Source organism: Streptomyces sp. NPDC059037 (genome assembly GCF_042740015.1).
GTDB lineage: Bacteria > Actinomycetota > Actinomycetes > Streptomycetales > Streptomycetaceae > Streptomyces.
Genome location: NZ_JBHYIG010000071.1, coordinates 24,742 through 33,848, shown reverse-complemented (window position 1 = coordinate 33,848; position 9,107 = coordinate 24,742). Strand labels below are relative to the sequence as shown.

General features: G+C 68.7%; 15 protein-coding genes and 1 pseudogene. 14 read left to right on the top strand and 2 right to left on the bottom strand.

Going from position 1 to position 9,107, the window contains the following annotated elements:
* The first annotated feature begins 312 nt into the window (after nucleotides 1-312).
* From ACFWY6_RS17205 to ACFWY6_RS17160, 10 genes and pseudogenes are all read left to right on the top strand, one after another.
* On the top strand, nucleotides 313-867 hold the full coding sequence (locus tag ACFWY6_RS17205) for an HNH endonuclease (protein ID WP_384690627.1): 555 nt from the start codon (nucleotides 313-315) through the stop codon (nucleotides 865-867).
* A 10-nt stretch (nucleotides 868-877) separates the two neighbouring features.
* Complete coding sequence (locus ACFWY6_RS17200; RefSeq protein ID WP_384690624.1) at nucleotides 878-1,543, top strand: hypothetical protein; 666 nt, start codon at nucleotides 878-880, stop codon at nucleotides 1,541-1,543.
* 275 nt (nucleotides 1,544-1,818) lie between these two features.
* Nucleotides 1,819-2,157, top strand: a complete 339-nt coding sequence (locus ACFWY6_RS17195; protein ID WP_384690621.1) for a hypothetical protein — start codon at nucleotides 1,819-1,821, stop codon at nucleotides 2,155-2,157.
* A gap of 19 nt (nucleotides 2,158-2,176) precedes the next feature.
* Entirely contained in the window at nucleotides 2,177-2,299 is a 123-nt protein-coding gene (locus ACFWY6_RS17190) for a hypothetical protein (protein ID WP_384690619.1), read from the top strand.
* Nucleotides 2,300-2,856: 557 nt separating this feature from the next.
* Nucleotides 2,857-3,078 (top strand): annotated as a pseudogene (locus ACFWY6_RS17185) (helix-turn-helix transcriptional regulator); the annotation flags it as partial.
* Nucleotides 3,079-3,199: 121 nt separating this feature from the next.
* Nucleotides 3,200-3,382 carry a hypothetical protein gene (locus ACFWY6_RS17180; protein WP_384690616.1) on the top strand — a complete coding sequence of 61 codons (183 nt, stop codon included), beginning with the start codon at nucleotides 3,200-3,202 and terminating at the stop codon, nucleotides 3,380-3,382.
* A 119-nt stretch (nucleotides 3,383-3,501) separates the two neighbouring features.
* Nucleotides 3,502-3,624, top strand: a complete 123-nt coding sequence (locus ACFWY6_RS17175; RefSeq protein WP_384690613.1) for a hypothetical protein — start codon at nucleotides 3,502-3,504, stop codon at nucleotides 3,622-3,624.
* On the top strand, nucleotides 3,621-4,331 hold the full coding sequence (locus ACFWY6_RS17170) for a hypothetical protein (protein ID WP_384690610.1): 711 nt from the start codon (nucleotides 3,621-3,623) through the stop codon (nucleotides 4,329-4,331). The genes ACFWY6_RS17175 and ACFWY6_RS17170 overlap by 4 nt, the downstream gene beginning before the upstream one ends.
* Nucleotides 4,324-5,079, top strand: coding sequence for a hypothetical protein (locus ACFWY6_RS17165; RefSeq protein WP_384690607.1), 756 nt, complete (start codon nucleotides 4,324-4,326; stop codon nucleotides 5,077-5,079). Before ACFWY6_RS17170 ends, ACFWY6_RS17165 begins: the two co-directional genes overlap by 8 nt.
* Before the next feature lie 134 nt (nucleotides 5,080-5,213).
* Nucleotides 5,214-6,224 (top strand): hypothetical protein, encoded by a 1,011-nt coding sequence (locus tag ACFWY6_RS17160; RefSeq protein WP_384690604.1) that lies wholly within the window; start codon nucleotides 5,214-5,216, stop codon nucleotides 6,222-6,224.
* A 71-nt stretch (nucleotides 6,225-6,295) separates the two neighbouring features.
* Here the strand turns inward: ACFWY6_RS17160 and ACFWY6_RS17155 are convergent, their stop codons facing one another.
* Complete coding sequence (locus ACFWY6_RS17155) at nucleotides 6,296-6,964, bottom strand: hypothetical protein (RefSeq protein ID WP_384690601.1); 669 nt, start codon at nucleotides 6,962-6,964, stop codon at nucleotides 6,296-6,298.
* 243 nt (nucleotides 6,965-7,207) lie between these two features.
* Here ACFWY6_RS17155 and ACFWY6_RS17150 point away from each other — a divergent pair, with 243 nt between their 5' ends.
* Complete coding sequence (locus tag ACFWY6_RS17150; protein WP_384690598.1) at nucleotides 7,208-7,405, top strand: hypothetical protein; 198 nt, start codon at nucleotides 7,208-7,210, stop codon at nucleotides 7,403-7,405.
* A gap of 3 nt (nucleotides 7,406-7,408) precedes the next feature.
* On the opposite strand, the gene ACFWY6_RS17145 is transcribed toward ACFWY6_RS17150, so the two are convergent.
* On the bottom strand, nucleotides 7,409-7,600 hold the full coding sequence (locus ACFWY6_RS17145; RefSeq protein ID WP_384690595.1) for a hypothetical protein: 192 nt from the start codon (nucleotides 7,598-7,600) through the stop codon (nucleotides 7,409-7,411).
* Between the two features lie 133 nt (nucleotides 7,601-7,733).
* On the opposite strand from ACFWY6_RS17145, the gene ACFWY6_RS17140 reads away from it, so the two are divergent.
* From ACFWY6_RS17140 to ACFWY6_RS17130, 3 genes are all read left to right on the top strand, one after another.
* Nucleotides 7,734-8,141, top strand: coding sequence for a hypothetical protein (locus ACFWY6_RS17140; RefSeq protein ID WP_384690592.1), 408 nt, complete (start codon nucleotides 7,734-7,736; stop codon nucleotides 8,139-8,141).
* On the top strand, nucleotides 8,134-8,646 hold the full coding sequence (locus ACFWY6_RS17135) for a hypothetical protein (RefSeq protein WP_384690589.1): 513 nt from the start codon (nucleotides 8,134-8,136) through the stop codon (nucleotides 8,644-8,646). The genes ACFWY6_RS17140 and ACFWY6_RS17135 overlap by 8 nt, the downstream gene beginning before the upstream one ends.
* Nucleotides 8,647-8,826: 180 nt before the next feature.
* Nucleotides 8,827-9,048: a hypothetical protein gene (locus ACFWY6_RS17130; protein ID WP_384690586.1), complete on the top strand. Its 222-nt coding sequence runs from the start codon at nucleotides 8,827-8,829 to the stop codon at nucleotides 9,046-9,048.
* Nucleotides 9,049-9,107 lie beyond the last annotated feature (59 nt).

Genomic DNA, 9,107 nt, shown 5'->3' with positions numbered 1-9,107 from the left:
CACCGGGCGCCGCCCCCCTATGCCCCCCCTGTTTTTGGCGGCCCCCCCCCCCCGCACCCCCGGCGCACCCCCCCGGTCACCCGGGGCGGTTCGCTGTCCGGCTCACGCGTTCCTGTACAGAAAGCAGCTTTCGACCATGCCCAAGTACCGCATCGTCTCCGATCCCGACCCCGGCGCAGAACATCGTGAGCCCCGAAGGGCCAACCTTTGCCTCGGTAAGGTCCGTCTCGTCACGGTCATCGACTCCGAAGACCCGTTCTGGGCGACCAGGTGAGAGCTGATCTCCTTCGGCAAGGACCTGCACTGAGCGCCATGCAGCCAGATCCGACTGTGCTGCTCGCCTGCCTGGCCGTTGCTGCGCTCGGCATCCTGTGCCTCGCCATCGGCGTTGGCCGTAAGCGGCGCTGGCGGGACCCCACCCGGCTTTTCAGCTGGTCCCAGAAGCAGCAGCTCATCCGCCAGGCCAACGGCCGGTGCGAGCACAAGCCGCCCCTCTGGTTCCGGTGCCCGGCACCGGGGACCGAGGCCGATCACATACACCCCTGGAGCCGTGGCGGGCCGACGGAACTGTGGAACGGCCAGCTACTCTGCCGCTGGCACAACCGGCGGAAGTCCAACCGCGTGCCGAGCCCTCTCTACCGCTGGCGTCTCGCGCGCCGGCGCAAGAGGTACTGCCCCCCCGATACGCATCAGGAGCAAACTCACGGCCTGGATCTAGCGCGGGACCTGCTGGCGCCATGGACGGATGTGCGCGACACCCGCGACGAGCTGATCACGTGGTCCGTTCAGGTCGCTGGCGTGGAGCGCACGACAGTGCAGCAGATCACCAGCGTGGCGCGGACGACGATCAACCGACTCCTGCCGTAAGGGGACTCTTGTGGACGAGACGCAGATCAGCCTCACGGCGCCCGCCGCCGAGTTCGTCGGGCACCTCGTACAAGGCAGCCCCGAGGAACGCGACTGGCGCAGCCGCTCGATCGCCCCCAGCGACATCGGCGCCGTCATGGATCGCAGCCCCTTCCAGACCCGCGAAGACCTGCTGAAGCGCAAGGCGGCCGGCGGCAGCCGTCCACCCCTGCGTAACCCCCCGGTGCAGGGCCTCGGCTGGGACAAGCAGCCCGACCTAGCCGAGGAATTCACGGACGCCCACCCGGAGTACGAGGCTGTCACCACCAGCTACTGGCGCAACCGCGACCGGGAGTGGCAGCGGTGCTGGCCCCACCGCGCCCTGATCCCGACCGATCACGACGCCGCTCAAGGTCCCGCCACCATCAATGCCACGCTCACCTTCCGCACCACGCCGCGACCCCTCGACGAGAAGGGGTGGGGGCCAGGCGGCTCCACGGTCCCGGCGCACATCTACGACGAGACGCAATGGCTGCTCGACACCCTCGGCACCGAGCACGCCTACGTGATCGCCTACAGCAAGCACGGCGACGAGACCCGCACCTACCGCATCGCCCGCGACGACGAGCACATCGCTACGCTGCGCGCCGCCAGCGAGGCGTTCCTGCGCGAACTCATTGCAGGAGAGGAGACATGACTTCGATACCCGTGCGCTGTGCGCACCGACCCACCAGTGGTGGGCTCGTCGTTCCGGCTGTATCCATCGTCCATGACGGGCATGCAGTTTTCGGCTCTCTTGATAGCCGACGCTTACGGCGCGTCCTGCTGGGCCGGTTGTGTCAGGTGTGTGAGCAGCAGCTGACCGAGCGGTTGTACCTTATCGTCCGCCCGGCCGATGAGGAGCACGGCTATACACCAGAGGGCGCTCTCCACCCGGAGTGCTTCGCTTACACCAAGGACGAGTGCCCCGTCTTGAACGGCACCACGCGGCGCTACCGGGACCGCTCCGTCCTGGCCACGCACCCCGCCTTCCGGCCGTGCGGTGACTCGAGCTGTCCATACCCGGACAAGATCCTGCCGGGAGCAGACCAGGCAGCGCGCCTTGGGCAACTCGTCGACCGCTATGAGGCGTGGATGATCGCCCTGGACTCCTACCGGCTCGTCCTGGACAACGACGACCCGACTGTGCCGCTCGGCATCGCTCTGGAGTTGCCCGTTCTGCGCCGGCGGCTGCTGCGCGAAGCGGCACTGCCCGAGAGGGCAGAAGCCCTCCTCGCCGCGTTGCGCGACCTGCTGGGCCTGCAGCCCTAACGCCGAGGTGGGCAAGCCCGTGACGCTCGGCACCTTGCGGTGGGAGCTGGAAGGGCCACCGACGTTCGAGCGGCAGCCGCGCACGGTGGACGACCCCGGCACCTCGGTCAACGACCGCGGAGCGGACGAGGGGCTGTGGTGAGCGACGTCTCCGACTACGTCCGCGGCCCCGGCCTCCAGCGGCCCCGCCGCCGCAGAGCACCACTTCAGATGGCCGGGCACCGTGCCCGTGGGCCGAGTGCAGGTGCACGCACGAGCCTCCGTGCGTGGCGGGCTGGATCGACGCCGACGAGCAGGAGCCCGAGCGGGGTGCCGACGGCTGACCCCGTACCCGGGACGGCCAGCCCGTCACCCACCAGACGATGCGCTCGTGTCCCAACTGCCGTCCCGAGACGGCCCAAGCCCTGAGCGACCCGATGCTCACGCGCGGCCAGCAGCTTTCCAAGATCCGTAGGCGCAAGGAGCGCTGACATGTCCTCAACCCCAACCACCGAGACGCGCCCCCGTACGGAGTACGAGGAGCTGATCCACGACCTGGGCGACGCCGCCGACAAGACACGGGAAGGGTGGCTGACGAAGCGCACCGTCGTCTCCACCTTCCTCCAGGCGGTAAAGCCCCACCTGGAGGCTGCTTTCCACCGCGGCAGGCTCGGCCGCCTGCGCGCCCAGGGCCTGACGGTCCCCAACCTGAAAGCCCCCCTCTCCGAGCGCGAGAAGCAGGTCGGCCTCAGGATGGCGCGGGGGCTGTCCAACGCGGCCATCGGGCTGGAGCTGTTCATCTCGGAGGACACGGTCAAGACCCACGCGCGCCGCCTCTTCAAGAAGATCGGCGCCCACGACCGGGCCCACGCTGTCGCCCTCCTGCTGATCCGGGGCGTCACGGCGGCCGACGTCCTGGAGCCCTTGGATGACGACCGTTGACGCCCCTCTCCCGAACCGGGCGCCCGGTCCACCTCGTCGAAATCCGGCGGCGCGGCGACGACTACCCCAGCCGCTGCGCTGGCGGGCATGGTGCGGCGGCTGCCAGATTCACAGCGCCACCGTGAACGTCTGGCTCCCGGACGGCTCGTATCCCATCGAGGCGACCACGCTCACCGACACCGCGGAGTTCCAGGACTTCTCCTGGCGGCGCCACGGGTACGAGCGCGAGATGCCGCTCGACACCCCCGACGCCGTCCTCGCGACGCTCCAGGTCCAGAAGAAGCAGAGCGTGCAGGTCAGCTGAGCCCCGTACGACAAGCCAGGATCTCGTCCGACGGAGACCCTGGCTGCGTCATGCCGTCGTGCTCGCCGTCTCCCTCACAACATCCCACTGCACGTCAGAGAAAGCGCAGCACACTCATCATGACCAAGCCGACCAACCCCTACGTCCACGCCTACGCCTGCTACTGCATCGACCTGGCTGTACGGCTCTACCGCGAGCACCAGGCCCAGCAGGCTGAGACCCCTGAGGCGGTGCCAGTATGAGCCGCCGTCCAACCCAGGACCCAGCGATCGACGCGGAGCACGGTGGTGAGATCCACCCCGCCTTCGGCGTCGCGGTCGTGACGCGGAGGAGCGGCGGAGGCCGTTCGCTGTTCCAGTCCGACCTGCTGCACAACGAAACCATCTCGCTCTCCGTCCGCCAGGCCACGCGCAAACGCGACCTCAACCACGACTGGGTCAATCCAGGCCGGGAGCTCGTGGAGATCGAGATGAGTCTCGCGCAGTGGGGTTCGCTCGTGTCCTCCATGGGTCTCGGCAGCGGTGTGCCGGTGACCATCCGCCGTACCGAGCACGACTCCTTCGTGCCTGAGATCCCTCATCAGCCCCGCACCGCCGAGAGCCTGCGGGAGGTCCGTGAGGTCACCGACCGGATGTACGCCGAAGTCAGAGCCGCCACCGCGGTGCTGCACGAGGCGATCTACGAGAAGAAGGGTGTGAGGGCCACCAAGGAAGCGCTCAGCGCCCTGGAGCGTGCCGTCGCCGGCGCAGGTAACAACGCCCAGTTCACCGTCGACTCGCTCGTGGGGGCCGGCGAGCAGGTCGTCGCCCAGGCCCGCGCCGACATCGAGGCCCACGTCCTGGAGGTCATCCGGCTGACGGGTACCGAGCCCTCCATCGAAGCCTCGTCATTCGATGCCCCGGCGCTGCCGGGGTCCACTACCAGCCGAGAGGAGCCCACCGATGCCTGAACTCACCGTGCCCGATGAGCTGTTCGACGCCGACCTCGTCGCCTCCGACGAGCACAGCCCGGCCGACCGCTTCGACTGGATCATCCAGGACGGCCAGATCATCCACGCTCCCGTCGTCGGCTGGACCTGGGCGTGCCCCAAGTGCGGCGAGTCCGGAACCCTGCCGGAGGACCCTGTTCGCCTCGCCTCCCCGCACAGAACACAGCACGCCGCAGGCCCGTTCAGCACCCTCGTGCCACTCCTGGTCTCCGTCGTGCGCAAGTTCCATCCGACCACGCCGTCAAGCACGAGCTACCTCGCCCAACTGCTCGCCGAAGCACCGCCCGCCACGACCGTCCGGGAGTGGCTCGCCGCCCGGGGCCCTGCCCTTCTGGGAACAGAAGTCGATCTGGCTCTATGGCACATGGTGCGCCGCCGTACGGCGGAGGATCTCGTTCAGCGGTGGCGGCAGACGCGGGATGCTGCCGAGGCCGCGTGGGAAGAAGTCCTGGCCGACAAGATCCGCCGTCATCCGGCCTACCTGCACCCGGTGTACCCCATGGTGCCGGTTCTGGCACGGTTTTGGGCCGTGGACGGCAAGCGCGGGCTGTCCTGGGACGGCACGGGCGTCCGTCTCGTGGCCGAGGACGGCAGCGAGCTGTGCACCTTCGAGCTTGGCGACAGCCCCGAGACGACTGCGGCCCTTGACGCCCTGACCGAACTCTGCCAGCCGCGCTGGGAGGAAGACGAGCGGGACACGCTGCTGTGAGACCGCACCCGCCGCCGGGTGGGGCGTGGCACCCGTCCCGCGCCCCGCTCCTCCTCCCTGGCGGAGGACGACTTCGCCACTCTCGCCGGCTGGGCAGCAAGCATCAGCACTCACCACACACCCGGAGCACACCGATGACCGAACGGACCAAGGTGTTCACCGCCGACATTGCCGAGCGCGCCGTGCGCGTCACCTGGCCTGACAACGACCGCGGCGGGGCCACGCCGCCACCGGACGGCTGGCAGGACCGAGCGTGGGCGCAGGAGCCGACATTGCATGAGATCGACGAAGGGTCGGTGGCCGGCTGCTCGATCCTGCGCTGGCGGGAGGACCCGCGCCCGGACCTCGAGTTGATCGGCACGTCGTTGGCACTCGTCACCGGCAGGCCGCAAGCTGTCCCGCCTGCCGCCGCGCCGCCTGCGGACCGGCCTCTGCCCCCGCTGCTGATCGGTGCGCAGGTCGAGGCGTACGCCCTCGTGGTCCGCCGCCAGACTTGCGATGACCTTGCGGGGGAGCTCCGCAATGATGGCCAGGTTCTGGCCGCCGATCTCGTGGACGAGAACCGCGACTTCACCGAGATATCCCGCTCCCTGGCCGCCATCCCCGCCGCGCCGAAGACGGAACACGGTGCCTACTGCCGCCCTGTCGACTGCCGGTGCGGCTGCGACCGGGCCCAGAACTGTCTCGACTGTCACCGCTGCGTGTGCTGGCGCGCGCAGTGCTGCGCCCAGGTCGCCACCGACCACGCCCGCGCACGGGCCCGCAAGACCGCCCTGCGGGCGCTCCTGGACGCCGTGGGCCCAGTGATGCTGACCGAGCTGCGGGAGACCGTCGCCGAGGCCGAGGAAGCCGCCCTGCGCGACACGATCGCCCGCCGGGTCCGCTTGCTCACGCCGGCCGACGGCCCCCGCTACACGCATGCCGTCTTTGCGACCTACGACTCCAAGCTGGGCATGGGCCATGCCGACTACCGCCTCCACGACGTGGAGCTGCACGAAGACGAAGACGAAGACGAAGACAAGCGCGGGGGCCGGCCTGCGAGCGTCGACCTGGACGACGATGTCCTGTCCGCCGCGCTCGGCACTCTCGCAGGGCTTCTGCGCCCCGACGAAGGCGCGGACCTCGCCGTCGACCTCACCGACTGACCCCGAAACGGCGGGGTGCGCGTGGCCTAGGTGTGATGTCTCAGGACGTTGGTTGCGCAGCTACTTGGCGGTCAGCTGACTACGACGGCGCTCGCGTCATCGCGGTAACCGTCTGCGTCTGGGCGAGCGGCGGCCACGAGTGCGTCGGCCAGGGCCTGCGGGTCGCTGCTGTGCTTGTGCGCCAGGGACTCGATCGCCCCGGGCGGCATCTGGTCATGGATGCCGTCGGTGGTGAGGAGTCGATGTCCTCCGGCGGGGACGGAGACGTAGCGGACGGTGGCTGGAATGGCGCGGCCCAGTGTGATGCCGACGTAGTCGGCAAGCGCGTGGACAGGAATGTCCTCGCCAGCGGCGCGGGAGAGGTATGCGGCCAGGGTCGCGTCAGTGGTCAGCCGCTCCAGATGCTCGCCGTCCCAGTGCCATGCCGCGCTGTCCCCGGCCCATGCCACTTCTGCGCCGCCGGTGGGCAGGCTGACCGCGCATACCCCGACCGCGTCGGGCTCGCCAGGATCGGCCAGCAGGAGCCCTGCGGACAGGATCCCGGCCATCGCACCGCGAGCCGCCCCCACTCGGGCGGTGGTCTCCGCGAGCATCGGCGCCAAGCGCACAATTTCGGCGCCGTGTCCCATGCCGTCGACGAGGGCGGCGGCAGTCATGCCCGTACTGGTCGATGTGTAGGTGGCCGCGGCAACCGCGATCGGACCTCCGGTGCCCTCCCGCTGGGCGATTCCGATGATCATGACGCTCCTTAGACGAGGTCGCTAGCTGTGGTGTCTCATGACGTTGGGTCCACGACGACGGACTGCGTCGGGGCTGATGCCTGTCCGCAGGCAGAACGAGCGCAACGCCCCCAACCTCATGAGATGGCACACCTAGGAGGTCGCCCGAGGGCGCCTCGCCGCAGCGCTTCTGGCTCGCGCGCCACACGAACCATGCGCGCCCTGCACCCCTTTGCTTTCACTACCCACCAGGAGAACCGCGCCATGTCCGCGATCACCACCGCCCCAGTCCAGGTCGACAATGGCAAGGCCGTGCACTACGTCCGCAAGGACGCGTTCCACTCCCACACCATCGGCTGCGGTCGACGGGTGTCCCGGGACCAGGCCCTGGAGGACTACCGGTCGCAGGCTGCCGCCATGCTGCCCGTGGCCGTCCGCGACGAGCAGGCCGCCCGCCCCTGACTCCTACCCCCGGCCGGTACTGCCGACCTGGATGACGAGGTTCTGTCCGCGGCGCTCGGAACCCTCGCGCTGCTGCACCCCGACGAGGGCGCTGACCGCACCGTCGACCTCACCGGCGAGGGGAACTTCTGAGGTCGCGACCGTCCATCCATCAGAGCCCGTGCCCCGGCTCCGCCCTGCGCGGGACTGGGGCACGGGTCTCCTCTTTCTCTTGCCCGTCCCGTCTCTCAAGACGGAGCGATCCACCATTCGATGCCCTTATCGACTCGGCGAGAACGGTCGTATGCGAGTCGCTGACAAGCTATTCCCGACTGGTTAGGCTGAGGCTATGACTCACAACAACAACGCTCATGACAACAGCGCTCCCGGCGCCGAGCTCCCGAAGTTCTCCGTCAATGTCGTCCCGACCAACCAACTCAGGTGCGAGAACCTCGGCACAATGCTGAACCGCTATCGCCGCGGCGAGGTCACACCGCTGATCTTCGGCGACGACAACAAGCCCGAGGCCGCGATCATCCCCTTCGCCGCGTTCGTGCGCCTCATGAAATACGACCACGCGGCCTACGCCCACACTGAGGATGCTTTCCAGGCCGAGCTCTCCCGCCGCATCCAGGAGTCCGACGCCGCCGACGAGGCGGGCATGACCATCGAAGAGCTCGCCGAGAGCCTCGGCCCGCTCGGTCGGCAGTGGGCCGATGAGCATCGTGCTGCCCAGCAGGAGAAGCGTGATGAGTGAGCGTCAGCCTCCCATCCGCCTCCTGCCGACGACCGGTCTCAAGCAGGACCTCCAGACGCTCCACGACGCCGCGGTGATGCACCCTCATGGACCGGAGGATCGGCTCCTGCGCGTGGCCCTCAATCAGCTGGGCCGGATCCAGCAGGGTGCGCCGAGCACGCACCCGCTGGAGTACATGCCCAGTTATCCCGACCTCTCTGATTGCGAGACCACCTACGTCGGCGCGGACCCAAACACGAAGCCCTCGCACCGGATCGTCTGGCGGGAGCGCGCGCCCCAGAGCCCGGGCGAGCCCGTCACCCGCGAGATCATCGCCCTGGGTGAACGCGCGAACGGGCAGGCCTACTACATGGCCGGCCAGCGCCTCGGTCGCCCTGTGGGCTTCACTCTCGCCGAGCTGGCCGCGCAGCGCGAGCCGATCGCGAGTCCCTCACGACCCCGAAAGCGCTCGATCAGCAGCTTCGACACGCCATCCATGAGCGAGCCTGACCTCCAGTTCGAGTGACCTGTAATCCCGCTATTCCTGCTGATCATTGATGGCTTCTAGTAGAAGACTTCATCGGCTGGGTGGTCGAGGATCCGGGGCGGGCCTGGATCGCGCTGGCGGCCGTCGTCATCCCGCACATAGGGCTGTACTACCTGCTCTTCGAGGACCGGAAGTAGGGCAGGGCAACATTTCAAGGCCATGTTCAAGAGCACCCGCCTCATCATCGCCCTCAGTCTGATCGGTGGCGTCAGCCTGGCAGCCATCATCGGATGGGTCACCGGCTTCTTCGGCTCGATCGCAGACACCGACGCCGACGTGTGGAATGATTTCATGGACTGGATCAACTCGCCGTTGGGGTGGGAGCACCTCCCCGCCGGGGCCGGCCCGTGCTCTTCGTCCCGGTCATCGTGCTCGTGCTGATCTTCGCTTTTGCCGACGGCTGAGCCTCTCAACTGGGCTCGTCCCACCACGAAAGAGCC